1 protein-coding gene is annotated in these 354 nt (G+C 55.1%); it reads right to left on the reverse strand.

Annotated features, from left to right (window positions below):
• Positions 1 to 354 (reverse strand): IS3 family transposase (locus HMPREF2935_RS12535; RefSeq protein WP_141755983.1); only part of this gene is annotated, 354 nt, incomplete at both ends.

Raw genomic sequence — 354 nt, forward strand, 5'->3', positions numbered from 1 at the left:
CCTCCGGGAGAATACATCGGTCACGAACGCGGTGTACACAAAGCCTTTCCTGGTGCGCACGTAGGTAATGTCCGCCACCCACAGCCGATGAGGGCCAGGAGCCCTAAATTCACGATTTACCAAGTCTGGGCGCAGATCAGGCACGTTAGGCTTACGGGTTGTGATAGGTGACCTGCCTTTGCCTTTGCCAGAAACACCGGCCAGGCGCATCAACCGAGCAGTTTGTTCACGACCGATATCAATTCCGTCACGGCGGAGAGCATGCCACATTTTCCGCACACCGTAGACACCGTAATTATCGCGATGAACAGCACTAATGTGTTCAATCAGCACAGCATCGCGAAGGCGACGAGC

This window comes from Corynebacterium sp. HMSC076D02 (genome assembly GCF_001813815.1).
Taxonomy (GTDB): Bacteria; Actinomycetota; Actinomycetes; order Mycobacteriales; family Mycobacteriaceae; genus Corynebacterium; species Corynebacterium simulans.